This is a genomic window from Alkalihalophilus pseudofirmus OF4, assembly GCF_000005825.2.
Classification (GTDB): domain Bacteria; phylum Bacillota; class Bacilli; order Bacillales; family Bacillaceae_D; genus Alkalihalophilus; species Alkalihalophilus pseudofirmus.
The window spans coordinates 2,989,339-3,014,770 of sequence record NC_013791.2; the positions used below are offsets into that span (position 1 = coordinate 2,989,339).

Annotated in this window: 26 protein-coding genes; 8 read left to right on the plus strand and 18 right to left on the minus strand. The window is 33.6% G+C overall.

What is annotated here, in order from left to right:
• Positions 1–286 precede the first annotated feature (286 nt).
• Positions 287–1,111, plus strand: a complete 825-nt coding sequence (hisJ, locus tag BPOF4_RS15075; RefSeq protein WP_012960058.1) for a histidinol-phosphatase HisJ — start codon at positions 287–289, stop codon at positions 1,109–1,111.
• Here the strand turns inward: hisJ and refZ are convergent.
• Entirely contained in the window at positions 1,103–1,753 is a 651-nt protein-coding gene (gene refZ, locus BPOF4_RS15080) for a forespore capture DNA-binding protein RefZ (RefSeq protein ID WP_012960059.1), read from the minus strand. The two genes, hisJ and refZ, sit on opposite strands and share 9 nt — an antisense overlap.
• 263 nt (positions 1,754–2,016) lie before the next feature.
• On the opposite strand from refZ, the gene BPOF4_RS15085 reads away from it, so the two are divergent.
• Entirely contained in the window at positions 2,017–2,496 is a 480-nt protein-coding gene (locus BPOF4_RS15085) for a GAF domain-containing protein (protein WP_012960060.1), read from the plus strand.
• 47 nt (positions 2,497–2,543) lie between these two features.
• Here the strand turns inward: BPOF4_RS15085 and BPOF4_RS15090 are convergent, their stop codons facing one another.
• The gene (locus BPOF4_RS15090) at positions 2,544–4,430 is read right to left on the minus strand and encodes a sensor domain-containing diguanylate cyclase (RefSeq protein WP_012960061.1); all 1,887 of its coding nucleotides are present in this window, start codon (positions 4,428–4,430) and stop codon (positions 2,544–2,546) included.
• A gap of 485 nt (positions 4,431–4,915) precedes the next feature.
• Here BPOF4_RS15090 and rpsD point away from each other — a divergent pair, with 485 nt between their 5' ends.
• Positions 4,916–5,518 carry a 30S ribosomal protein S4 gene (gene rpsD / locus BPOF4_RS15095; RefSeq protein ID WP_012960062.1) on the plus strand — a complete coding sequence of 201 codons (603 nt, stop codon included), beginning with the start codon at positions 4,916–4,918 and terminating at the stop codon, positions 5,516–5,518.
• Between the two features lie 295 nt (positions 5,519–5,813).
• Here rpsD and BPOF4_RS21255 read toward each other — a convergent pair whose 3' ends face one another.
• From BPOF4_RS21255 to BPOF4_RS15120, 5 genes are all read right to left on the minus strand, one after another.
• Entirely contained in the window at positions 5,814–7,478 is a 1,665-nt protein-coding gene (locus BPOF4_RS21255) for a hypothetical protein (RefSeq protein ID WP_012960063.1), read from the minus strand.
• On the minus strand, positions 7,478–9,547 hold the full coding sequence (locus BPOF4_RS15105; RefSeq protein ID WP_012960064.1) for a hypothetical protein: 2,070 nt from the start codon (positions 9,545–9,547) through the stop codon (positions 7,478–7,480). Before BPOF4_RS15105 ends, BPOF4_RS21255 begins: the two co-directional genes overlap by 1 nt.
• Entirely contained in the window at positions 9,544–10,215 is a 672-nt protein-coding gene (locus BPOF4_RS15110; protein ID WP_012960065.1) for a hypothetical protein, read from the minus strand. Before BPOF4_RS15110 ends, BPOF4_RS15105 begins: the two co-directional genes overlap by 4 nt.
• Positions 10,216–11,242: 1,027 nt before the next feature.
• On the minus strand, positions 11,243–12,262 hold the full coding sequence (locus BPOF4_RS15115) for a hypothetical protein (RefSeq protein ID WP_012960066.1): 1,020 nt from the start codon (positions 12,260–12,262) through the stop codon (positions 11,243–11,245).
• Positions 12,263–12,490: 228 nt separating this feature from the next.
• Complete coding sequence (locus BPOF4_RS15120; protein WP_012960067.1) at positions 12,491–13,321, minus strand: toll/interleukin-1 receptor domain-containing protein; 831 nt, start codon at positions 13,319–13,321, stop codon at positions 12,491–12,493.
• Positions 13,322–13,445: 124 nt separating this feature from the next.
• Here BPOF4_RS15120 and BPOF4_RS15125 point away from each other — a divergent pair, with 124 nt between their 5' ends.
• Positions 13,446–14,183, plus strand: a complete 738-nt coding sequence (locus BPOF4_RS15125; protein WP_148229532.1) for a helix-turn-helix domain-containing protein — start codon at positions 13,446–13,448, stop codon at positions 14,181–14,183.
• A gap of 365 nt (positions 14,184–14,548) precedes the next feature.
• On the opposite strand, the gene BPOF4_RS15135 is transcribed toward BPOF4_RS15125, so the two are convergent.
• The 5 genes from BPOF4_RS15135 to BPOF4_RS15155 are packed head-to-tail and all read right to left on the minus strand — an operon-like array spanning position 14,549 to position 16,513.
• On the minus strand, positions 14,549–14,818 hold the full coding sequence (locus tag BPOF4_RS15135) for a hypothetical protein (RefSeq protein ID WP_012960070.1): 270 nt from the start codon (positions 14,816–14,818) through the stop codon (positions 14,549–14,551).
• A 22-nt stretch (positions 14,819–14,840) separates the two neighbouring features.
• The gene (locus BPOF4_RS15140) at positions 14,841–15,419 is read right to left on the minus strand and encodes a Uma2 family endonuclease (protein WP_012960071.1); all 579 of its coding nucleotides are present in this window, start codon (positions 15,417–15,419) and stop codon (positions 14,841–14,843) included.
• Between the two features lie 5 nt (positions 15,420–15,424).
• Positions 15,425–15,847, minus strand: coding sequence for a hypothetical protein (locus tag BPOF4_RS15145; protein WP_012960072.1), 423 nt, complete (start codon positions 15,845–15,847; stop codon positions 15,425–15,427).
• 53 nt (positions 15,848–15,900) lie between these two features.
• Positions 15,901–16,197, minus strand: coding sequence for a hypothetical protein (locus BPOF4_RS15150; RefSeq protein ID WP_012960073.1), 297 nt, complete (start codon positions 16,195–16,197; stop codon positions 15,901–15,903).
• 31 nt (positions 16,198–16,228) lie between these two features.
• Positions 16,229–16,513: a hypothetical protein gene (locus BPOF4_RS15155; RefSeq protein WP_012960074.1), complete on the minus strand. Its 285-nt coding sequence runs from the start codon at positions 16,511–16,513 to the stop codon at positions 16,229–16,231.
• A 154-nt stretch (positions 16,514–16,667) separates the two neighbouring features.
• Between BPOF4_RS15155 and BPOF4_RS15160 the strand changes: the two genes are divergently transcribed.
• Positions 16,668–17,033 (plus strand): helix-turn-helix domain-containing protein, encoded by a 366-nt coding sequence (locus BPOF4_RS15160; protein WP_012960075.1) that lies wholly within the window; start codon positions 16,668–16,670, stop codon positions 17,031–17,033.
• Between the two features lie 145 nt (positions 17,034–17,178).
• On the opposite strand, the gene BPOF4_RS15165 is transcribed toward BPOF4_RS15160, so the two are convergent.
• The 5 genes from BPOF4_RS15165 to BPOF4_RS15190 form a co-directional block, all read right to left on the minus strand.
• Positions 17,179–17,400, minus strand: coding sequence for a hypothetical protein (locus tag BPOF4_RS15165; RefSeq protein ID WP_012960076.1), 222 nt, complete (start codon positions 17,398–17,400; stop codon positions 17,179–17,181).
• A 498-nt stretch (positions 17,401–17,898) separates the two neighbouring features.
• Entirely contained in the window at positions 17,899–18,384 is a 486-nt protein-coding gene (locus BPOF4_RS15175; RefSeq protein ID WP_012960077.1) for a hypothetical protein, read from the minus strand.
• A gap of 827 nt (positions 18,385–19,211) precedes the next feature.
• Positions 19,212–19,967, minus strand: a complete 756-nt coding sequence (istB, locus tag BPOF4_RS15180; protein ID WP_012960078.1) for an IS21-like element helper ATPase IstB — start codon at positions 19,965–19,967, stop codon at positions 19,212–19,214.
• Positions 19,964–21,514, minus strand: a complete 1,551-nt coding sequence (istA, locus tag BPOF4_RS15185; protein ID WP_012960079.1) for an IS21 family transposase — start codon at positions 21,512–21,514, stop codon at positions 19,964–19,966. The genes istB (BPOF4_RS15180) and istA (BPOF4_RS15185) overlap by 4 nt, the downstream gene beginning before the upstream one ends.
• Before the next feature lie 442 nt (positions 21,515–21,956).
• On the minus strand, positions 21,957–22,304 hold the full coding sequence (locus BPOF4_RS15190; RefSeq protein ID WP_012960080.1) for a hypothetical protein: 348 nt from the start codon (positions 22,302–22,304) through the stop codon (positions 21,957–21,959).
• Positions 22,305–22,381: 77 nt separating this feature from the next.
• On the opposite strand from BPOF4_RS15190, the gene istA (BPOF4_RS15195) reads away from it, so the two are divergent.
• The 3 genes from istA (BPOF4_RS15195) to BPOF4_RS15205 are packed head-to-tail and all read left to right on the plus strand — an operon-like array spanning position 22,382 to position 24,880.
• Positions 22,382–23,944: an IS21 family transposase gene (gene istA, locus BPOF4_RS15195; RefSeq protein WP_012958831.1), complete on the plus strand. Its 1,563-nt coding sequence runs from the start codon at positions 22,382–22,384 to the stop codon at positions 23,942–23,944.
• On the plus strand, positions 23,934–24,683 hold the full coding sequence (gene istB, locus BPOF4_RS15200) for an IS21-like element helper ATPase IstB (protein ID WP_012958830.1): 750 nt from the start codon (positions 23,934–23,936) through the stop codon (positions 24,681–24,683). Before istA (BPOF4_RS15195) ends, istB (BPOF4_RS15200) begins: the two co-directional genes overlap by 11 nt.
• Positions 24,680–24,880 carry a hypothetical protein gene (locus BPOF4_RS15205; RefSeq protein ID WP_012960081.1) on the plus strand — a complete coding sequence of 67 codons (201 nt, stop codon included), beginning with the start codon at positions 24,680–24,682 and terminating at the stop codon, positions 24,878–24,880. The genes istB (BPOF4_RS15200) and BPOF4_RS15205 overlap by 4 nt, the downstream gene beginning before the upstream one ends.
• Positions 24,881–25,078: 198 nt before the next feature.
• On the opposite strand, the gene BPOF4_RS15210 is transcribed toward BPOF4_RS15205, so the two are convergent.
• Complete coding sequence (locus tag BPOF4_RS15210) at positions 25,079–25,363, minus strand: hypothetical protein (protein WP_158305576.1); 285 nt, start codon at positions 25,361–25,363, stop codon at positions 25,079–25,081.
• Positions 25,364–25,432: the final 69 nt, after the last annotated feature.

Consider the following 25,432-nt stretch of genomic DNA (forward strand, 5'->3'; position numbering starts at 1 on the left):
TCATATCAGTCTTGTTTATGAAGGCCTCGATGATTGGTTTATACATATTAACTGCTCCGCACCATTAATCACTATGACCTCTCTACATAAGCTAAAATTCACTACTATTAGACATAATCTTTACATGGATTCTCTCTAAAACGTGAAAACCCTTTAATTTCAAACAAAATTATTCATTTTTTTATGTATACGATATGTAATATGATACCATGAAAATAAGCTTTTGTATGCCTTTTTATCATAGTTACATCTTCTTATTAATCTTATGTATGAAAGGGGTTTATTCATGATCAAGCACGATGGACACATCCATTCTCCTTATTGCCCGCATGGAACAGCTGATACATTTGCTGATTATTGCGAACAAGCTATTAGCGATGGTTTATCCGGCATCACATTCACAGAACATGCCCCGCTTCCTGAAGGGTTCACTGACCCTACCCCAGAGCAGGACAGCGCTATGTCTTATGGCCAGCTGACGTCTTATATAGAGGATTTACAAGCTGTCAAATCTTTTTATAAGAATAAGCTATCTGTATTAATCGGCCTGGAGGTTGATTTCATTGAAGGGTTTGAGAAAGAAACGACGACCTTTCTAAATGAGGTGGGCCCAAAACTAGATGATAGTATCCTATCTTGTCATTTTATTAACATAAATAACGAATATTATTGTATTGATTATAGCCCTGATGTGTTTTTAACGTGTCAAACATTGCTCGGCTCAACGGATGCAGTATATAAACATTATTACGAGACGGTTAAAAAATCAGTAAAATCTGACCTTGGTTCATACAAACCCACTAGAATCGGCCATATTACTCTTTGTCAAAAATTCAAAAAAAAATACCCTGCGACTGAATTACACAGCCAGGATATCATATCTATTCTCCAATTAATAAATGATCATAATTACAGCCTTGATTATAACGGGGCAGGTACACTTAAGCCTTTATGCGGAGTGACCTATCCTCCTGGTGACATCGCATCTCTTGCTCATCAATTAGGTATACCATTAATTTATGGTTCAGATGCTCATCAAGTAAAGGGAATGGCTGCCGGGGTTGATACCCTTTTTGATACGGATATTCTTTCTGCCCCTGTTCTACGCTAAATTCACCCTGCTTATTATGCGATTGGTTCGTGGCTCGCTTATTCCGCACAGGCATGAATCAATCCATCTCACTAGATGCTCTGCATAGCGGTCAATAAAATAAGGTTCCGTTGTAGATAACTGATAAAGTTCTCTAAAATACTGAGGCGAGTAGTAAGGAAGTGTAATCATTCCGCGTATTTGAATTAAGACAAAATCCACTGGCTGCCCTATAAACCTGCCCTCTCTCATCCCTTTTCTAATAATTTTCTCTACATCATGTTTTTCTTTCCTCAAATACGTGGACATAAGTTCCCTAACTAATATCGAGTCCATTGTCATCTCTCTGTGTACCATTCTAGCTAAATGATAATGTTTCTGCTGATAGCATAACAATGAATGCATCATGGTTAACAGCAGATCTCTAGCATCTTGGTTTTTAAGTTTTTCCTCATCCACCTTCATTGCCTGTAAGTATCCTTCTAGAAATTCAGTCATTAATAGTTCAAACAACCCTTTTTTTCCACCAAAATAATAAGATACGAGTGCAATATTTACATTTGCTTGTTCTGCAATGTGACGGACCGATGTTCCATGATAGCCTTGTGTATAAAATAAACGGGCAGCTGCTTCTTTCATCTTCTCACGTGTTGTTTCACTCATGCATTCTCCCCCTTAACAATAAACTGCTTGCTATAGTCTTTTACTTCTCTATTGTTTTGATTGATCCTCTTTGATTTGTTCGACATTCCCGTCAAACTTTTCTACAAAAAAAGCCCAATAAAACGAATCCTGGCAATAACATGACAGCGTCCACCAAATCTCTTTTTTATCCTCCAGTATTTTCAGAGTGAATTATTTTGTATTCCTTTGCCTCTTGCTGTAAACTATTTTCTATAATTCTATAGATGCTTGGGGGAGTCGCCATGTTTAATCAAGAAGCTTATAAAGGAGATCTTGCTTCAAATTATCAATTAGTTACTAAGCAATTGAATGCTCTTTTAACAGGAGAGAATGACCTTATTGCTAATTTGTCTAATGCAAGTGCTCTATTAAGTCAATTTTTGCATGATGTAAATTGGGTTGGTTTCTATTTATTAAAAGACAATGAGCTTGTTCTTGGGCCATTTCAGGGGCTGCCTGCATGTGTACGTATTCCACTTGGCAGAGGTGTATGCGGAACGAGCGCAGCTGAGAGAAAAACTCTTCGCATAGAAGATGTTCATGCTTTCCCTGGACATATTGCTTGTGATGCCGCATCACGTTCTGAAATTGTGATCCCCATTATAAAAGATGGTAATCTAGTTGGGGTTCTTGATATTGACAGTCCAATACTAAATCGTTTCACTGAAGAAGATCAAACACATCTTGAAGCGTTCGTTGAAGAATTAGAACGGCACATATAAACAAAATAATAGTTAAATTAAATAAAGCCTAAAAACAATGAATGTTTTTAGGCTTCTTCTTTAAGTGAAGAGCTCTCTTGAGCCACATGAATCCGGTTTTTACCTAACCTTTTGGCTGTATAAAGCCCGTCATCAGCTTCTTTAATTAATTCTTTTAGCGAGCGGGCAGCTTTATGATGATGCCAATAAGAGACACCGCATGAAACCGTAATAGGCGGCTCGGTTTGATATTCAACAGCTTCTACGATGCGCACGGCAATTTTTTTAGCATCTTCTAAATTGACTTTTGGCAGATATAGAGCTAACTCTTCCCCTCCCCACCTTGCTGCAATATCCTCATCACGAATATTTTCCTTCAAAATCTTAGCCACTTGAATAAGCACTTCATCTCCAATTTGATGTCCGTGTGTATCATTAATCTGTTTAAAGTTATCCACATCAAATAGAAGATACGTCCCATAGCCATCATTTTCAAGCGAGGCTCTAATTTGCTGATCTAAATAACTTCTAGAATATAAGCTGGTTAGATGATCGGTAATTACGAGTTTTTCTAACTTCTCATGAAGCATAGCATTTGTAAAAGCTAATGTAGAGTGATGTGCGAGAGATTGCAGCAACTTAAAATGATCGTAACTGAAACAATACGGCTTCTGATCCAGCACGATAACCACACCTTTTAAGACTCCACTTTGAATCATCGGCACCGCTAAAAGACTTCGATAATAAGAGTGCTGAAAGAGCTTGTGACTTTTAGAGTCCCCAACAAACTGCGGTTCTCTATGGTATTTCATCTCCATAAACAGCGGGTTGAGCTTCTTTAAGAGTGAGGGGTCATTGAAAACAGGTGTACTACCTTCTAACACAGTAATTTCTCCCTCTTCATAAAGAACAAAACCTACTTGTTCAGCTCCAAATGATACAAGAATCTGTTGAGTCATAAAGGTAATTGTATCTTTTAGTCTTAATTTTTCATTTAACTGGTGGGATGTTTGATTAATAAGCTGCAGATCTTGATTTAAGTTTCTAGACTGCTGATAAAGCTCGGCATTCTCTAAAGCGTTTCCCCCAGTATCCGCTAGGACATTAATAAACTCGAGGTCATGTGTGTGAAGGACAATGTCTGTATCAGCCTCTAATTCTATGACCCCGTAAACCGCTTGTTTGCCTCTAAGCGGCGCAAAAACATTCAGTTGTTTTTCATTTCTATCTATTTGGAGCTCTCCTTTTAAATAAGCATGCTCGGCCAATCGGTTATGGTTATCCATTCCATACACCAATGGTTTAATTGATAGGTCATGATCAATTTTCCACTCATGCGTTAAATATAAATGAACATTCCAATTAGGGAATACTTGATTAAGAGCCGTAATAATTTGTTTTAATACTTCGTTTATATCCATAGATCCATGACACTTCTTTGTTACTTGCAAAAGAAGATCTCTCTTCATGCTGACGGTAGTGGATTTCGAGCAATTATAGCCCTGGGCAAATAGTGTTTGGAAAGGAATCATCTCTAGGTGTCCTGCAGCAAACGCATCTGCATCTTTTTTTGTAGGGAAAGTATGAATAATCAATCCATATAATATCGATTTATAGTATAAGGAGATACATACATTCCAGCTTGGAGAAGTGGTAATTAAACTGCCCTCTACTACTTCCATGGAATGATCATGAGTCTTTTTGAACCAGCTCTCGATCTCTTTATTATTCTGAAGTATACCTTTATCTGCTTCTTCCCCTTTAACGAGTTCAAATTGTTCATTATTTCTTTCATAAATAGCTATCTTCTCTAAATGATTAGGCTTACCCGCTTTTAATGCGAGGGCATGGTAAGAAGAAGCTAATGCATAGAAATTAATTTGATAGTCTGCTCCTTTTAACCATTGATCAACAGTCATCATTTCCCCAACCGTAACTTCATTCCGTGGATTCATCTACTTTTACACCACCATATATAGGAAAATACTTAATTTACTCTTAAATATTACTGGTTCATATAGGCTTATCTAGAGAAAATGTCACAAACTATAGGATAATGTAATCAAAAAAAACCATTCTCAATTATACTTTCTAGGTATTTGTTACTGTCATTATAAATCAACTTATAACACATTACTATTATTTTCCACGATATTATTTTGAAAACCTTCCGACAATTTTCACAAGAATCGCCTTTTCTTGTTTCCTCTTGACTTTCGCCCCTATTAAGCTTATACTCGAATTTGTGTGAAATACGACAGCCTAGGTAAACTTAATATGTCCGGTCATTTTGTTCCTCGATTAGCGGCTGCAAACTGAGGTGCATCACGTAACTTCTAGCTGTCGAAGCGAAGATGCATGAAGGCAAAATGAACATATTAAAGAGATTACCCATCGGTTGTTATTTTGCAACATCAAAATAACAAGGAGGAGTCTTATTATGGCTCGTTATACAGGTCCATCTTGGAAATTATCTCGTCGTTTAGGAATCTCTCTAAGCGGTACTGGTAAAGAATTAGCAAAGCGTCCGTATGCTCCAGGGCAACACGGTCCAAACCAACGTAAAAAATTATCGGAATACGGTCTTCAACTACAAGAGAAGCAAAAGCTTCGTCACATGTTTGGTGTGAATGAGCGTCAATTCCGTCGTATCTTTGATGATGCTGGCAAAATGCCTGGTATCCACGGTGAAAACTTCATGATTCTTCTTGAGTCACGTCTTGATAACCTTGTTTACCGTATGGGCCTTGCTCGTACTCGTCGTGCTGCTCGTCAGTTAGTTAACCATGGTCACATCATGGTTGATGGAGGTCGTGTTGACATTCCTTCATACCGTGTTAAACCTGGTCAAACAATTGCTCTTCGCGAAAAATCTCGTGACTTAAGCGTTGTTAAAGAAGCTCTTGAAGCTAACGATTTCACTCCAGCATACGTAACATTCGATGCTGAGAAGCTTGAAGGTACTTTCAGCCGTCTTCCTGAGCGTTCTGAACTTCCTGCTGAAATCACTGAAGCTCTTATCGTTGAGTTCTACTCTCGTTAATCTTTTTAGATTGCAGAGTAATGCACAAAAACCCCTTGAAATGTTGTTACATCAACGTTTCAGGGGATTTTTTATTTTTATCTACTTTGCAAAATGATGCAGGCTAATGCACTAAATTGGGGCCAACTGGGGCCAATTTGGGACCAAATAAATTACTGGCATGGGTGAAGGGATGGGAAGAAAAACATTTACCTCACTACAAATTGATGTTCAATTATAAAATAAAATAGAGAAAATACTATGAGGGTATTTATGTGTATTTAAGAGCTATTTCACAATAATCACCATTATCCATTTAAGATAAATCTACCATGAGATGATACAAATATACTTCTTTTCCTTTCCTTAGATGCTTTGTTTTGCAGATCCTGATATCTGAGTAATCATAACCTTCAACCTCTTCGTATTTTAATAATTTAAATGGATATGTATGTTCTTGGACATATTTAACATACCTCTTCCAAAAATCGAAAAAGTTCTTAGAGGATGAATACACTAAAATAAAATTATATTTCAGTCCTGTTGTGTCATAATTAAACAATTTATCTATGTGAAATCCTAAGTATGATTTATTTAAGGAATTTAAATTTAAAGCTTCTATAATCGAAAACGGATCACTATTTTTCTTTTTTACAAATAAATCTATTTCCCCTGAAGTTTTCCCTGCTCTTGATTTCCCCCATAAAGTCTGATCCTTAATATTAAAGCCTGCCATTTCTAACATAGAACCAATAAAAGTATTTCTTTCGTTTTCAGACGCATTTCGATATATTTGGTTTCCCTGCAAATTGATACAAGAACTTATTACTACATCTAAAAGATTTTCATATGAGGAATCTGAAAATATTTCATAAAGGTGCATTATATTTTGGGGATTATGCACCTCTTCAATCTTTTTTACTTCAATTTCAATCCTTGTTTTCTCTATATGAGGAAATGCATCCTCTAATTTATTTACAATAAAATCTTTAGACGCATTTTCACTAATCTTGGAATCTGCTGCGACTTCCCTTAAATATAAGAGAAAGTTATGCTCTTTAGAAAGTACATCTACCTCATTTATTCTTTTATTAATTTTACATATTTGGGCATTAAAATTAAGTGCAAATAATGGTTCAATAGATCGTCTAATTAAGTTTTCAGAAACATTCTTAATTAGTTCATTTTTTATTTCTTGATTTTTAATTTCATAAAAATAATAGCATAAATCATTAAAGCCCTCTCTATAATCTAACCAATCTTCTGGTTTAGAGAGTTTTATATTATTGAACTCATAAAGTTTTCTATAAAGCCCTACCTGTAATGGTGATACAACATCCTCTAATGCGAAAAGGTGCTGTTTCCACAATAGTTGAACTATCCTTCTCAAATTCTGTTCGAGATCAGCTTCTCTTCCTTTTAAAACATTCAGTAAATTTGAAACAATCAAAATAAAAAACTCTGCATCGATTCTATTTTCTATAGAATTTCTCGAATGTATAAAATATTCTAGACTTCTTGTTAAGTACTCTATATATCCTTCTTTGTTCACCTTTACATTTGCTTTAAAAAAGAAGACCAAGCCCAAGTGATATAAACTCTCACTTTTCACTTCAGATTCATGATGTTCAACTAAATTTTGATATATTTCTTCTATCTCTTCAGGTTCATCCTCATAAAAAAGGAACAAATTTTTTAATCTCGTAGTTTCTAAAAATATATCTTCAGTTTCTGTCCAATCATCCAATAAAAGATTTAGCGCCACTCTCTTCTTTATATTTTGTAGCTTAACGAGATTCATAAAATGTTCTAAAGCTTTTTTTCTAATATTTAAATTCTCTTTTGAATTTAATATTGTTTCAATTAAGAAACTCTGAGTTGTTTTAATCTCTTGTTTATTAGGAATTTTGTTACTTTTAGTGTCGAAAAAATTGAACTTATCCTTTATTGGCCAATTCTGAAACTCATTTATATCTTTCATTAGAAAACATAAGTTCCTTTCTCAAAGATTTTTTCATTTTCAACAATGTTCTCTAACTGTCTCTCAGCTGTTCCTATTATTATCTGTAGTTTATCACCATATCTTTTATCGATATTTATTAAAGTCTGTGTCAATCCATTTAAGTATTGAGAGTCCCCCTCTTCTTTGTTAGGACTATCTAAAATAAGAAATCGAGTATGCCTTCCAAAATTATTTTCAATATCTAATTGGATAAGTGCAAGATAAAACGCAATTTTTGCTCTTAATTGTTCACCTTCTGCTATGTCATCAAAACCAATAAACTCTCCATCTTGCTTATATTTGATGTCAAAGTTTTCATCAATATTAATCTCTGTAATTGATGTTAGTCCAAAATGGTGAAGTTCTTCTAACATATTATCCGATAGATAGGTTAATATATATTTACTGCTTTCATATCTAAAATCACTAAGCTTCTCTATGGCACGTTTAACAAGAGGAATTTTTAAATCATCTTTTAATTGTTCTTCCAACACTGTATTCTTTCCTAAATTCGATAGCTGATAATCAATTACAGCTTTTTCTGCAATTAAATTCATCTTCCAACTATCATTTGTCTTCATCTTTACTGATTTTATTTCATTTTCAATAACCCTTAATTGGTCCCTAAGAGGTGATATATTATTTTTTGTGTTTAGGTTTTCTTCCAATTCAAGATAGGATTTTTTTACACTACTATAGATTTCGTTCAGACTTTGAATACTGGTTTTTATTAATCTTTCTTCTTTGTTCAATTCATCAAGAATTCTTTTTAAATCATTGACTTTTTGATGGAATGCTTCCTTATTCATTTCAGTATTCGAGTGATTGATTTCCTCATGACACAATGAACAGGTGTCTTTATGTTTTTTTTGATTTTCTACTTTATGATTACAACTAGGACAATGCTTTATATCAAGGTTAGTAAAGAAGCTGCCTATTTCAATGTACTCTTCCAAATCATTTATGTATCTTATGGTTGTACTAATTTCCTTATTTATTCTCTTCAATTCTAATGTATATGAATTGATTTTGGAGGTAATTGAGTTTAATTCATTTGCCTTTTCATTAGCGAGTTTACCATTTCGAATAATAATTGAATTTTCATCATTTATCTTATTTATTACTTTTTCATATTCCTCATATAGTTGGTTTAAAGAACTATGATTTGAGTTTAACTTTTCTAATTCTAGATCTATTTCTTCCTTTCTTTTTAATAAGTAAGAATTCTCAATTGTCTCTTCTTTATTTTGATTTGAGAATTCATTTTCCTTTGCTTTATTAAAAGTTAGCATATCGTGCTTAACTGTAAGGTAATTAATCGCATAGGTTAGTTCAAGTCCCAACAACATTTGAAATACTTTTTTCCCTTGACCACCGTACATTAAACTCGAACTATCCTTCGATTCAAGATAGATTGACTTAAAGTATGTTTTCCAACTAGCCCTAGATTCATTTAGCTCGTTCTTGTCTTTCTGGGAAGCTTTTTGGGTCCACTTTAATGGATAGTAAGAGAATTGTTTAAAAAAGAACTCCTGAATACTTTTTTCATAATCAGTTATGCTGGTTGCAGAAAAAATCGGAGTAAGTTTATTTAATTCTGAATAGCTCACATCTTCATTATTTAGACTATATAAAGAACCACTTAATCGAGAGTTGTTAAACTTTATAACTGCGGAATAATTTTTATTATTAATTTTAAAGCCCAAATTAATTAGTTCAATCCACTTTTTCACATCCGCTTTCAACTTATTACTTCCAGTAAGTGCAACTTGTATCATTTTAAATAAACTTGATTTTCCTTTTAGATTATCCGCAATAATTAAATTAATGCCACTATCAAGCGGAAGAGTAAAATCAATTATGTTTCCATTACTTTTTTTTCCTTTAATACTTAACTTTGATATTAATAATCTCTTACCGGTAGAAACAGGTGTATCTTTATCGTAGTCACCTTTTATATTTAATATATCTTCGATTTCACCTAATGAAAAATTTTCTTTATATTCTTGATGTAAACTACTAATAAACCTATCATAATTAAATTTCATAATTCTTCACCATACATTTCCGAAAATAGTTTTTTTACATCGTTTTGAATATCATTAATGTACTCCTTGTAAGAAGCATCTCTATACTCTGTTATTTGATACTGTAATATTTTCAGTTGAGTTCCTGTTAAATCACCAAAAAATCTCTTTATCAAATTGCAACGTTCTATGTACCATTGTATTGTAGGAAGATGTCTAAGTGAATTCTCAAACCTGTCATGTGAATACTTAGTAATATAATAGTGCTTATCTATTGTTTTAAGGTCAATGCTTCTTCTACTTTTAAAGTCAATAAAATCAATACTTTTAAGAAAGCTAATCACATCATCAATATCCTCGTATGCACCAAAGAAAAACCTTTCCATTTCTAAACGTCTAATATTTGGTTCTTTTGTTTCAAAAATTTCTTTTACAATTCCTTTAATTTCTTGTTTATCGAACTTTCCCTCCATCGCAAATAATAGTAATTCGTATGAAAAGTAGTCAGGATTACGCAATAAGAAATCAATTTTTTGAATTCTAACTTCACTTTTAAACACTTTTTTATATACTATTGAATCTTGACTTGATGTTTCTTCAGAAAAAATATATAGAATAAGGAATATTCTAATTCTATCTTTATAAACTCTTATATTCTCAAAATCTTCCGACAACTGTTTTTGAGACATTTAACTACCTCCCATATATTGATTTTCCCAATATTGTCCTATTTAACATTATTACTTAAATTGAAATTCAAAGTAAACCCTTAATTAACAACATTAGAGCCGTACCATTGTTATATTTGAAGCATTTTTTGTACTACTGGCATCACCTTAACTTAGTGAAAACCGCACCTCTACCTTCCAACAGTAAATTGTTTTTGTCCTATACTCACACTACTATCCAATTTCCTCAATTTCAACTTTAGAACTTTCTAACCTTACCATCGTTATACCTTTTCATCCTATTGAGACCTTTTCAATATTAAAGTGATTTTCATTTTTGTTCATTTATAAAGTAATTATAACATTAAAATGGGAATAATTTACTGATTACTCTCAATCCAGCTCCCCGCGTAAAAGAAATGAAGTCACAAGAAGAAGAACGAAGTTTAACCCAATTAAAAGTTGCAGAATGTTGCACTGCTATGTCTAAAAAGTTTTTTTATAAACTACATTTAGTGTGCAGGGAAGACCTTAACCTATTAATTGAGTAATACCAGATTTTAGCCAACATCAAAGAAGAATCCTGTTTTAACACAGGATTCTAATCAAGATTTTTCTGCCGAGGCATATATTAATTAATTGCTAGTGATAGGATATTGATACGAGTAGTCGAAAATTAGATCATAACTCGCTGCAATAATAACGCTTTATTGTGAAATTCACTCTCGATTGAATTTAATCTATCAATCGGAGTCACATAATAATTGCTAAAAAGTCCATTTCGGACTTAACTCCGTAAACGTGTGGTGATACACCCCTCAATTGAATAAAATTAAAGATTTGTTCTTCATTTAGTACATCTTCATCTTCTACTTAATAAACTAATCGTTCAGGCTGTGCTTGTCTTACGTTTACTCCAAAAACAGCATAATAAAAATTACATTAGATCTTACACCTTCTTTTTAAAGATGTCTATCCAATGGTGTTATATAGATTACTAGTTGACTTTTATATTTATTAGCTCATATTAATAACCAATTCCTTAATATTAAAAATCCACCTCCAAACTATCAACACGTTCTATTAATCCTTTGGCCTTTAACTTTTCTTCTCTTTTTCTCACATTTCTACTCACTCTAGGTTTATATTCTTTATATGGCATTTTAATCGGTGCTGTCTTACTTAAATTTTCTATAATACCTTTAGTGTAAGTCTCTTTTTTATCCCTGTGACCCTTCCTGTGAATGTCGAATGCAGACTCAACAATTTCGACTCTATAGCTTTCTATTTCAGCTAGGAAGCTTACAACGGTTACTACACTTACTTTTTCAGAGTTTCTAACTAGGCGAATACTTTCTAGGTAGTCCATGAAAATCTCTTGATTAATAGTTGTGAAAGGGAAGTCATTTGATACAACATTTTCAACAAACTGTGCCGTATCTTCATATGACTGTAAAAACAGTTCAGAATTTCTAAATACTTTTGATAAACAAGAGAACCCCCTGTTCTCTTTTATGTTATATTCATTTTGTTTAAAAATTTTGTTAAAAGCTTTTGTTATAGTATTGCTGCTCTGTTTGAGCTTCTCATTGCTATTTAGATAGTTATCTGGTTTGCTAGTGATACTGCCTTTACCTTCTTCTTCTCTTGATATCTCTAGCTTCTTAGGAACAATCTGATTGCTAGACTCATGAGTATTAGGTTTGTTATCTGCTTGAATTTCTTCATATCTTAATATTGATGTCATATTTTTATAGTTGGTTAAATCTTGAAACAAAGAATAATCAACAATCAATATCTTTGTTCCACTTTTCATTGGTAGAGTTTCAGTTTTAATAAGGCCCAAATCTTCCAACCTCTTAATAGAGCCTCTAATTTTTGAATATGACCACCCTGCCTCTTGTTCTAATTTTATTTTTGAAGTGATTAACTCACCTCTACTACATAGTTCGCTGTCAATAAAGTTGGCCTTCTCGCATAAAAAAAGGTATAACATCTTATCACGAGGTCTTTCAATTTTTATTCTTGGCACGATATAAAAGCCTTTTACATTTTGTACAGTAAACAAAATTAATTCACCTCTTCAATTGATTTTAAATACTGTACATTATGTGTTTGAATATTTTAAGTCCTTATAATAAGTTTTTTTTCACTAATATATTTCTCTATTAGCTTTGATCTAAATACGTCAAGTGTAGATCACATCATTCTTTAATTAGTCTTATAAAATAAATCCCGCTCATAAAAATGAACGGGATTTATACTTTATTCATTGTTGGTGGCATAACCAGTTTTGTTATTTTACTAGCTTCTTAACACCTTCAACTATATCATCTATAGTGTTAACAGCAGAGTTAAGGGCTAGTTTACCAGCTAAAGGATAGCTATATTTTTTCACTTGATCAGCTGTAACATTATGCCAAATTGGTAGAATCATTTGTTTACCTGTTGCACTCTCTTTAGAAAGGATTCCATCTAATTCATAGTTTGTCCAATACTTCTCTATAAAACTCGGAGATACAACAACTATCCCATATTTTGAATATGCAAGGCCTTTATCAATTTCCCTTCTAATACTTTGTCCCCAACCTATACTATCGGTATCATACCATATTGTTATACCAGCAGCCTTTAAATGATCAGCTAATGTCGAAACATAACTGTCTTTATCATCTGCTGAATGTGATATAAAGACATCATATTCTTTAGCTTCATCGACTTCTTTGTGAGATGCATTTAGATTCTCAAACTCTTGGTTTTGCTGAAAGTATAAAGCGTTAATTTTTTCTTCTTGTTTTGTATTAAGTTTGTTTATCGCTTCCTGTTCAGTTTTACTAAGATTCGTTAGTGCTTTATTTAGTTCAATATTCTTTTTGGCAATTTCAGTCATAACTTTAGCTTGATCTTCTTTTGCTTTTTGTACTTTTTTATTTTCTCGTTCTATTTCTTTTTGTTTGGTTGAAACTGTAGAAGTACTTTTAGTTCTTTTTATCGTTGCATTTGCGCTGTTTATCTTTTTAATTGCATTACTTTCATCTTTTACAGCATTTGCCCTTTTTCCCTCTAAACGACTTATGTCGTTTCGAAGCCTTTTAATTTTAGACTCCAACAGCGTTATACTAGACATTTTTTTCAACTCCAATTCTAATATTTATTAATCAAAGAAACTATGATTGCTCTTATTCTAATTATACAACACAGGGCAGAACTAATGTTCTATAATTAATTTAAACTTATATGAAAGAGGTGAAATGATGAGCAAGTCTTTTGAACTCCTTTTAAAAGATGTTTTTCATGAGGATTTCTGCCATTTCAATGATAATCTCTCTAATAATGTAAACTTTTTGCCAAAGAAGTACCTCACTATTAAGGAAGTATCAAATATAACAGGTATAGGAACTTATACTTTACGACAGTTAACCTATGCAAGAGCTATGCCTCACCGGAAAATTAAAGCTCGAATTATTTTTGAAGAAAGAGAAATTAAAGAAACAATCTCAAATTACAATAAATTTGGTTGGACTGATCCAGATAAGAATTGGGATGTACAGTTAGTGCAGGATGATATCATGCAATTTGAAAGAGATAAGGGAGGCAATAAAATGATTGAAGACATTCTGAGAGAAATAATTAGAGAGGAGCTTAATAATTTCTCTAAGGATATTAAAAAGCACACTAACAAAGAGAAGACTAGCTATTATGGCAGAACCGTTTTAACAATAAAAGAAGCTGCTACTCATTTCAGAACAAGTCCTTCCACAATATATAGTCTAATTAAGGAAGATGGAATGCCCCACTTCAAAATTCAGAGCAGGTTTTATATTGTATTGGAAGAAGCTGAAACATACTTATGGAGAGAAACTGCGAAATCATATGCAAACGAAGGAAATATTTATTGGCAACGAATTCTTCAAAGATTGGATTGGGAAGAAAAAGAGAGAGAATTAGCTTATGCAAAAGCTTTGAAAAGATTGGAAGAAAGCTACTAATATAAAAACAGCAACGATAGGTCAAGATTGCTTTATCGTTGCTGTGTTGTACCAAATCAATTGGCAACAAACAGTTCCGTAGTAAATATGTTTATATTCTGCTTTCTTTCTTCTTATTTCACTACCTACCAAACCACCTCTCCCACAATTCTTGAAATACAAAATTACGTTTAATCATCACAGCATAACCAAACGCCAAGATAAACACAGATTCAGGCTCAACCGGCAACCCTAAGAAAATGTTTATTATTATGACATATGTTAATGCTAGTGGGAGACATATGCCCAAAATATTGACATATAACATTAATCTCTTTAAATCCACGAACCTACCTCCTTCATCCGAGGGTGATCATTTAACTGTTTTACTCATTTTCTGACTTCATATTGTCTATTATTTCGACTAAAAAATTTTCCCATTTGTCATCTTCAAGGAAGAAAAAATCGAGATAACTGGAATTAACCTCTCCATAATCTGTTTTTTGAATAGCTTTCCTTCTCCCGTATTCATTATTCTGCTGCGAATATAAATTCTGTAAATTATAAATCAATTGATTAAATCGCCAATCAGGTTGCTGCTGCCATATTGTATTAAGTAAGTGTAAAATTCTTTCAATTCGTTCAGGTTCTCTCATTGTCCCACTCCATTCTAAATAATCATTGCTCTTTAAACAGAATTGCTAGGTCCACTTTAAATTCTGGTATCAGTTTAGACTGGACAACACCTTCATTTTTTGCAATGTCTGATTGGTTGTATCCGTGTTCATCCAGCGAAAATAAAAGGACAGCTTTGAGTAAAGGATTAATAACCCAATATTCACTGACTTTAAAGCTCATATATAGATCTAATTTTAAAACTAAATCATGAGCTTGATTAGTTGGACTAATTATCTCAAAGATAACATCAGGAACCTGTCTTCTCTCATTCAAAAATTTAAAAACGGCTAAGTCTGGTTTAATTATTGCGATATCATCCTGTTTAATTAATAATAAATCGTTCGGATAACTACAAAATGAATAACTCATTCCACCCAATATTAGTAATTTCTTTCTTAGTCTTTCAAGAATGAGTTGATGTTCCTTTTGAGACGTTGGTAGACTAAATATTTGTTCATGTATGTATTCTAGAGGATTAGGCGAACTCTCGCTATTTTGATAAAATTCTTCTAAAGAATATCGGCTCATAGCCCCCATCTTTCCTTCCTCAATAGTAATAAGGGGATCTACTATTTTCATATACATCAACCTAAAAGTAGCTCTAATTCTAAGATAGTATAATAACCACTTCGAGAAGATTCAGAAATCAATTGTTCTCTAACTAAGTGATTTATTGAGTGTTTTATTTGGGTCTTTTTAATTCTCGTTCTTTTGGCTAAGTCATTAATATCTAGTTTTACCGTGTTTTCTTGATTATTAAATACAAGTAAACATAGGTAGACATAAACAACTAAATCTATTCCCCTTATTTCTTCCCCATACTCTGCAGCAATTGCATTAGAAGGAACAAAAAAACTCTTCTCTCCGTTTGAATTTAATCTTTCATCTGTACCACCCAAAAAAGTTTCAACTTGTTTATCAAATTGCTTATATATCTCCTCGTACAATTCTGCATCAGTAAGCGATTGATTAAATAAACTTGTTGGCAAAATAAACAGATCTAACATATTTATCTCCTAACTCTATAGTACTTTAAAATAAATTTACGAATAGAATGATGCTACTCGATTCTAGTTCTAGTGACCTTTTTGTTGCTGTACGTTTCATTTCTAACCTTTTTCGCCTTCTCAACCTCAGATTGAATCACTTTAATTGTGCTATCCTTTGCATATTCACACTCTTCAAGAGTTGCACCAATATCGTTAGCCCAAAAACCGTGAGAACCTAACAAGAGTCGAATTTCATTAAATAACTCATCCGTTAATTCTTTATGTGCTTCCTCCACCTCAAAGGCCTTTATCTTTTCTTCTACTACAGTGGCTATATTAATTACTAATTTCCCTGAATAGATCTTCATGTTGTTAGCTATCCCTCCTTTATTTTTATGCTTATTTCTTTACTAAACGATCAATCATAAATGTCATTGAATCACTAAATCCTTGTCGATATGCTTGTTTTGTTTGAAAAAAGATCTGTTCGAAAATATTTGATCTTATATCCTCAATTAATAAATTTCTAGCCTCATCATCTAATGTTTGTGTCGCATCTAACAATTTCTCCTCTAAATCTCTGTAAATAATATCCGCATAAACTTGATACTCCTTACTTATTAACAATGCCTCTAGTCTGCTTTCTATAAACTGTTCCGTAGTAGCCTGTAAACCATCAAGCATAAATTCAACACACCCTTTTTTTTCGTTAAATGTATATATTTCGTTTAATGTATTATAATTTATTTTTATTTGATTGTAAAATTAAAAAACAGTACGATAGTAAAGAAGTGCTAGTTATAAATATAAATATAAATAGTTTAGATGAGGGAAAATTATGAATAATACTTTAGCGGGTAAATTAGTTAAAGAGTTGCGATTAGATAAGGAACTATCAATGAGCGAATTTTCTAAGAGGGTAGAAATATCCCAACCTTCTTTGTCACGAATTGAAAATGGAAACCAAGAAATGTCTTTTTCTCTACTAATAAAAATATGTAGAGAGTTAGATATTTCAGTTAGTGAATTCTTTAATAGATTAGAAAATACAGAACAACTCTTAAATGAATCAGTAAAAGAGATAGACAATGCCAATGTTAACACCTATTTAGACTTCGAAAGCAAACTCCATAAAATGATTGACGGACTAAATAATGAACAAAAAAAAGCATTATTTGCTTTCTTATTTTCTCTAGAAAAATAGTATGTAAGCACAATATTAATCGTCTATTTAGTAGTCAAATTACATGATACTAACAAAGTCAGTCTTGGTTCATAATTTGATAAAATATAAAAAGGCTATAAATCCAAAATTTTATCAACCCTTGGATTTATAGCATTCTAATCAGTTATTTTTCTAAGTTTTTCCTCAATTCTTCCGGCAAACAATCGTTAAGAAAGTTAAACAATACTCTCCCCTCCACTTTGTCAGCTAAATAGTTGAAATATACCTTTTCTTCATTTTCAATGTCAATTCCTTCAAAGTGTTCTTTATACAAATCCCATAAGCACGGATGCTGCTCTTTTATATACTTAAAATTGAAACTAACACCTGTTTTTAGATAATTCATCCAAACACAACCTTCCTCTGGATATTAAAAAAGAATAGCTTTCGATAAGAGGTAAAAACAAAATAATGTAGGTATTATCGTAAGAAAGACCCCAAAAACTCTAGTCTTCATTTTTAACTGCATTATAAAACCAATCAAACAAATTGCAAACAAAAACATGAAGTACCACCTATATGTCGCAGAATCCGCCTCAGCATTCCCGGACCAGCCATCCAAAAAGAAAACAGTAATACAAAGAGGCATGATAGCAAATTCCAACTATAAAAAACAGCTTTTCTTGGCATCTTGATCCTCCATTTCATTCAACTGAGCATTCTTCGTTTTCCATCTTACTGAAATTAAAGGATGTTATGTTGTTTTTTGGAAATTCAATACAATTAATATCTATTAGGATATCATTTTACCAATATATGGTAAATCGTAAAATTTATATTCGCAGTAGGAATATAATAAATTCCTTATTTGATATTAATTTAGTTTTTACTATTGAAGCCATTGTTAAAGATTATCTCCCTTATTATTTTTCAGATTAAAGCTCTTCAATCCAGTCTCTAGTAATACATGAATGAAACCATTAATTTTAAAGGAGTTTTTCTTACATATACTTTTTATTAACTCATAGTTTTCTTCCGTTAGAAATAGAGATTTCTTCTCTGTTAACTCTGAATGGTCAACATCCCGATAAGAAAGAAATAATTCATATTCTTTATCCTCTGTTTTTATTTCAGAATGAACCTCTGCAGATTGATTTTGGCTTAATTCTTTATCTACTTTTAGCACTTTTATTGTTTTAGTTATGTCCCGATTCAATGCTGTGTACTTGTCATTGCTTCTGCAGACCCATTCATTGGTTTCATTATCAAATTCTACACAAGAGTTTTTAAGTTTTTTCAACAATGATCCTGCGGGTTTATTTAGTTTCTTCGCTAAATCGGATATAGATTTACCTTCATTTAAGAAAACTAATACCTCATATATTAACAACCGTGTTGCCCTCCCTCCATTTATTTTTATTCATTGTATCTTCATTTTTTTATATTTTAATAGCAATAAATAAAAAATTGATTCTGAATTTTTTCAGAATCTGAAAATTGTTCCACTTTTTTCTTTATATTTTCCATAGAACTTAGAACCCCATCACTGACCTAAATATCTTATAAATCTTAGTTTGTTACTCTTAATAGATACTATAAAAGGTAACTACAAAAAGTATCGGAAAAAAATGAAGATACTAAAACAACCACTCACAAATACAGCAGCAGATATTTTTTAGGTAATTAACTTTACAATTGGGTAGATCTTAATACGCCCAATTGTACCTATGGGTAAGCCTATATATTTATATCCGTAAATCCTAGTAATACTAAAGGTTAAATCATGCCTCAAAGGTCGTAAAAAACCGACTATTATATTTTTTTAGAGTAGATTTAACACCATTAATAATTTGCAAGAATCATAGATAAACACATCAAACACTTCCTACTGAACACTTCATTAAGTGTTATCTTTATCTAGTAACTATTATCAGTTACTAACAACAACTTTTTATCATTTTTAACCCCATATTTTAAATGAAAAACTTTAACAGATACTATTAACAGTTACTATAAAAAGTAACCATTCGTCTGAAATAATCCTGATCAATATGTTGTATTCGGGATTTTGATTACGGCCATTGAATATTACCACTAATGCCTTCTATCTTACCAACCTTCGCCAAAGTATTTACCAGGTGATGTCAAGCTCTTTACCAATAAGACACCCCTTACAGAATGCACATTGTAAGGGGTGTAAAGAGAGCCTTATTTAAATTAAAGTTCTTTACTTAATCCATATCTTTCCCTCATGGAAACTTCCCCGTCAATAAGAATCTGATAGGAATCATGAATAATACGGTCTAAGATTGCTTCTGCTATAGTTTCATTTCCTAATTTCATGTGCCAACCACTTGGATCTATCTGAGAACAGAATATAGTTGAAGCCACTTTGTGGCGTGCTTCTGCTATTTCTAAAAGGATTGCAGCTTCATCAGTAGACAACTCGGTCAGTAACCATTCATCAAGTATTAGTAGATCTACTTTTTTATATTTCTTTATACACTTACGATAACTTCCATCTGCAGCTAACTTTGCGAGTGATAATTCATCTATTAATTCTGGTAAGCGAATATATTTTACTTTGTAGAATTGACGACAAGCTGACACCCCAAACGCACTCGCTAAATACGATTTACCTGAACCAGTGGGGCCTTTCAAGATAATATTATGACAATCGTGTATATAGGTACCATTCGCAAGCTTTAAAATAAGTTCTTTATCTAGTCTTCTATCCTCGTAATATTCTATATCTTCGATACATGCATTGGAATCTAAGAATGTTGCTGATTTTATTAAGCGTTGAAGTGTATTGCTTTTGCGTCGAGAATACTCTAAATCAACAAGAAGAGTGAAACGATCTTCAAAGCTCATCTTTTGAAAATCCTTGCTTGATGATTGCTCTTTATAGGCGTCCGCCATGCCACCTAGTTTCATTTCGTGTAATTTAGTCAGTGTTTGGTCATTTATCATCTGTCTGTTCCTCCGTAGTAACCTGCTCCACGTGTGAAGCCGAAATTATTCTTAGTACTCTCTGATTTTCGTTTCAATTCTTGTTCAGCATCATTCTTCTTATTACTCTTCAAAATGGTCTGAATGCTTTTAACCGTAGGTCTTTTTGTCATAGAAATAACCATTTTACAAGCGCGTTCAATCTCATATTTTGTGTAACTTCTCTCTGATTTCTTTAACGAGAATATTGATTGCAATGCTTGTTTTTCGTTTTGAGATGTATCTAAGATGTATTGAACAACGTTCAACGTCGATTCTCCAATGCTCTTTGCCCACTCAAAGGCGGCTTCTGGTGTCTGATCTAGAAATAACTTGTGATTATCTGGCATATGGTCGCGACTAGTAGATAATTGACCATACTTGCCATATAATCTTTTATGAGAGGCTACTCTCATATGGTTAAAGTAGACTTCAACCATATCGTCTAAGAGTTTCACATCTACTTCCCGATTAATATACTCGTATGGAACTGAATAAAACATACTATCGACAGAGATGTGATAATCGGGACGTACTATGGCTTTTTTCCATTCGGACATCTTGTAAGGTTTACTAGGTAGAGGGGAAAGCGCAAATTTCTCCTCTTCCTCAAAAGCTGATAAACGACATCCTTTTTTCCGAGTAAAAGGACGTTCATTAAACTCCTTTAATTTCTTCCAAACTTCTTCGTTCAATTCATCAATGCTGAAACATTGTGTATTCCTTAAGGCTGCAATAATCCATGTTGAGATAGCATTAACTGAGCCCTCTACACTTGCTTTGTCCTTCGGACTTCGAACACGAGCAGGCATAACTACTGTACTGTAATGGTCCGCCATTTCTCTGTAAGTAGGGTTCAAAACCAACTCACGTGATGTATGCTTTGTCACACTCGTTTTCAAATTATCTGGCACAACAATTTGTGTGCTTCCGCCAAAATACTGATAAGCACGATTATGAGCTTGTATCCAAGAACTCAGATTCATAGATAATGTCACTTCCGCATAAGATATCTGACTGCATGGTAGTGTAGCAACGAAGACATAAGCCTTTACTTTCTCTCCAGAATCCCTATCAATGACGAAAGCTGTAGATCCCGCCCAATCAACTTCCATAATTTCACCTGGCTTTCGGCGTATACGCAAAGTAGCTTTATATTTATCTGCATATCTACTGTAATGGCGCAAAAAGCTACGATACGAGTAAGGAATCCTGTTGTTAGCACGACACTCTGCTTCATACTCATAATGTAGAAGGGAGAGTGTTACATTCGGTTTGGCCAACTCTTCATGGATATAATCGAAGTTTAAAGGGTGTCTTCCTGATCCCTCCAACGTTTTCTCTGGGAAGAGAAATTCCTCAATCCATTTATCTGTCATCTCTTCATCTAACGGACAAACAAGCCCTTTCTTTTCTGCTAGACGGATAACCTCTGTTACTTTTTGCCGAGAGTTGCCAGTGCTTGCCGCGATACCTCTAAGGCTAATTCCCTCGTCATGTAATTCTAAAATTTTCTGGTACTTAATCAAAAAAATACCTCCATATAAAAATGTCACACCATTAGGTGTGCACATTAATTATACAAAGGTATGTTGTGGTAAACTCGTGGCATTAACTGGTACATTTATTGTCATTTGACGGTAAGAAACATGGCAGAGGTGGTACATATCAATGGCTGTAATCAGATTTAATTAATGCTATATCGCAGTACATTTTATAAATTAAAAATGAGCAAAATATGCAGAGCTTAATTAAAACCCTGCATCCTTTAGGCTCATTTCTATAACTATTTAATTTTCATGAATAGTATCGTTATACTACGCAGTAATTGGTTCAAAAAATTTTTAGGTATCTTGTTCAACATAAGCACATCTTTAAGTATAATCCTTCACATTCTCTTGTATGAATCATAACCATTTTGCACTGACTCTAAATTCTTTAAATTCAACTTGGAAACTAAATAAATCCACACTAGTCCTCCAATGGGATTCTTTGGACAGTTCTATTAACAACCCCTAACTTTTTAACACACAATTGGCCATTGTTATAATCATTCAACAAATCTTCCATAGTAGCTATGTAACTTTCATAATCATACCAACCTAACATATCCATTATCTCTATACTCTTGTTCTTACCAGATGCATTATGCAGAGCAAATTTACTATCTATCTGTGCCAATGCTTCAAAGCAACTTTTAGTTACATTTTTATTGCTCCCTTCTTCGTAATGCATAGATTGATTTCTTCTGATTACAGCCATCCGATTGAACCAGTTGTGCCATCTTTTTGATCCGCCTCGGACATGAATTTGATCCAATTAAGACATGACTGACCCACCCTCCTATATAATGAAGGAGCACATTTGTGCAAATTTATTATATAGGAGGTTTTTTTGTGGTTAAGTATCGAGAAATCTTAAGGCTTCATGCGCAGGAAGTCACACAAAGGGGGATAGCTTCGAGCTGTGGCCATTCTAGAAACACAATTAGAGAAGTAATTCGGCGAGCGGAAGAGAAGAACATTCAGTGGCCAATAGAAAAGGACATGACAGATCAAGACCTACAAATGATTTTATTCCCTGAGAAAAAGGTGCCGTCAGACCATCGTCGAAAGCCTGATGGCGAGTATATTCATAAGGAATTGGCTAAAACTGGGGTAACACTCTCCCTTTTATGGGACGAGTACTCTTTACAGTGCAGGGCAAACGATGAAATTCCGTACAGTTATCGTCAGTTTTGTAGATTTTACAACGACTATGCAAGGAAAACCAAAGCAACAATGCGCATCAAAAGAAAGCCTGGGGAACAAATGGAAGTGGACTGGGCAGGTCAAACTATGCATATCACGAACAATCTAACAGGAGAAGAAGCTCCTGTTTATATTTTTGTTTCTGCATTGCCATGTAGTCAATATGCGTATGTAGAAGGATTCTTATCCATGGATGTAGAGAGTTGGATTACAGCCCATATTCATGCTTTTGAATTTTATGGGGGAGTCACGAGGATTATTGTTCCCGATAACTTAAAGACAGGAGTGACAAAGTCTTCCCGTACCGATCCTATTATTAATCAAAGCTATCAGGAAATGGCTGAGTTTTACCAGACTACTATTATCCCAGCACGTGTACGTCATCCCAAGGACAAACCAAGTGTAGAAGGTAATGTTGGTCATATCTCAACTTGGATCATCGCTTCTCTTCGCAATGAAAAGTTCTTTTCTTTGATTGAACTAAACAAAGCGATAAAAGAAAAACTAGATGTAGTGAATACAAAACCTTTCCAAAAGAGAAAAGGGAATAGGCAGGAAGCATTTTTAGAGGAAGAAAGATTTGCATTGATTCCCCTGCCTCATTCACCTTATGAGATCGCAAGCTGGGCAAAGACCGTTGTCCAGCCTGACTATCATATAAAAGTGGATCATAACTATTACTCTGTTCCCTATGATTATATCAAATATGTGGTAGACGTTCGAGTAACGAGGAATATCATTGAAGTATTTTATAAGAATATACGAATTGCTTCGCATAAAAGATCAAATAAGTCAGGTGGAGATTTCAGTACTATTCCTGATCATATGCCTAGAGACCATAGAAAGTATGCATCATTTGATAAGGAATTTATATTAGAGTGGGGTGCTACAACTGGCCCTGCCACCTTATTAACCATTGAAAGAATCTTAGAATCTTATCCGACTGAAAAGCAGGGCCTGAAATCTGCCTATGCATTAATGAAACTAGCAGATAAATACTCTATCGAACGCATAGAGAAGGCATGTGAAAGAGTGTTGTCCTATACGCCAAGACCCAAACTAAAAAGCATTCAAACCATCCTAAAAACAGGACATGACAAATTACCAGTAGAGGATACAAGCAAACAGTTGAGCACACAAAAAAATGATAACGTTTACGGGTTTACTCGTGGCGCTGATTATTACGGAGGGAATAATAATGACAATTGATAACACTTTAACAAAATTAAATGAAATGAGAATGACTGCAATGGCAGAAACATTAAGAGAACAATTGAGAAATTCAGAATACCAAGAACTATCTTTCGAGGAACGATTTGGGTTACTCGTTGATATCGAATGGTCCAGAAGACAAAACAATAAACTTGATCGCCTGATCAAGTCGGCTGAATTACGTGATACACAGGCATGTATCGAGGATATTGAATATCATCCGGATAGAAAGCTTGATAAAGCGCAAATTTTACGATTAGCAACCTGTAATTATATTGAAGAACATCACAATATTATATTAATGGGTGCTTCTGGAAATGGAAAAACCTATTTATCTTGTGCATTTGGCATAGCTGCATGTCGTCAGTTGTATAAAGTGAAATATATTCGATTACCAGACCTCTTGGATGAATTAGCAATCGCAAGAGGAGAAGGAACTTATAGAAAGGTGATGAAAAAATACAAGAATGTAAACCTACTCATCTTAGATGAGTGGCTATTAACTCCGTTAAAAGAGACTGAGGCAAGAGATCTTCTTGAAATCGTAGAAGCACGCCACCAGCAAGGATCAACTATCTTTTGTTCTCAATTTGATCCTAGAGGATGGCACGATAAAATTGGTGAAGGTACACTGGCAGATGCCATTCTAGACAGAATTGTGCACGATTCCTACACCATACTTATTGACGGTGAAGTCTCCATGAGAGAACGTCACGGATTGGCGGTATCAAAATGATCCCAGAAGAAGTTGAAATCCGTATAGCGAAGTATTTTTTACACATGTATTTACCTGATGAAGTAATGCGGAAAGTGGAAGAAAAACTCCTACCTCCATGTGTTTGGAAAGGTGAAGAGGAATTAGACTACGATGAACTCGTTCGTTGGTCTCTTGAGATAATTAATCAAGAACTAGACGGTAAAAGCTTTAAATAAGTCAAACAGCCATTGGAATGTTTCAGGTTTCAATGGCTTTATATCAATCTACTATTGTCTCTCTCCCCGGCACTTACTGGCTCATTCTGGCTCAATACTCATACGGAAAGATTACACCAATAATACTTTTGGATTCACTATTTATATGGTTGTGGATCACTTCTGTCATAAGTGGATCAATATCTTGTCCGGAGTGGGTCAAAAAGATGGCAGAGATGGGGCTAACCTATGTCCTTCTTCACTTCCTGCAAAAATAATCGTAGCAACAAATGAGTCTTCTATCTTTGGCTCTTGAGGGAAGTTAATAGTTTGACCGAATACAATAGAGAGTCCTTGTTTAGCTAATTGCAATATAGAACCTGCGAGTATTCTCCGAGTAACATCAAAGATATCCGCTTCATTTCTGTACTTTTCAGATAGTTCCTTAGCGTTGTTCATCTCTTTAGTTATTCGTTCGCTATCAATCATCCCATTACTATCCATGCTTTTTTTGTTCGTAAATAATAGTCTACCTTTTTCATTTAAACTGCCACATTAGTATAAAACTTCACA